The organism is Faecalibacterium sp. DFI.5.82, from assembly GCF_029076575.1.
Classification (GTDB): domain Bacteria; phylum Bacillota; class Clostridia; order Oscillospirales; family Ruminococcaceae; genus Faecalibacterium; species Faecalibacterium duncaniae.
The window spans coordinates 1-320 of record NZ_JARFIS010000359.1 but is presented as its reverse complement, the minus strand read 5'-3'; the positions used below and the strand labels follow the sequence as shown (position 1 = coordinate 320).

1 protein-coding gene is annotated in these 320 nt (G+C 47.5%); it reads left to right on the top strand.

All coding sequences use genetic code 11. The annotated features are described in order from the left end of the window. Positions 1-230: hypothetical protein (locus P0G09_RS16990; protein WP_275253256.1), on the top strand; the 230-nt coding region annotated here is incomplete at its 5' end. Positions 231-320: the final 90 nt, after the last annotated feature.

Sequence of the window (320 nt, the reverse complement as noted above, 5' to 3'; positions counted from 1 at the left end):
AGCAGGCGGTCTACTTTGATTCACCACTGTTTGATGAGATGCCTGAATTATACCAGCATTTGCGCGACTGGCTGCAGGCTCATCAGATCGATGTTCCGCTGCAGATGATCAAAGGCTCTGAAATGGCATCGCTTTTAGGCGCCAGCTCAATGGCCATCCATCGTTTTTTAGATATGGATCGCTATTCGTTGACGCTGAAATGGCCTAAATCAGTTTCCAATATTAAGTAAAAACACGTCTCCGAGCATGACAGCTCAGTGAGACGTGTTTTTTATCAGCGAGGAAGCTGTAGGACTGCCGCAATCTGATCAGCAGGTGCC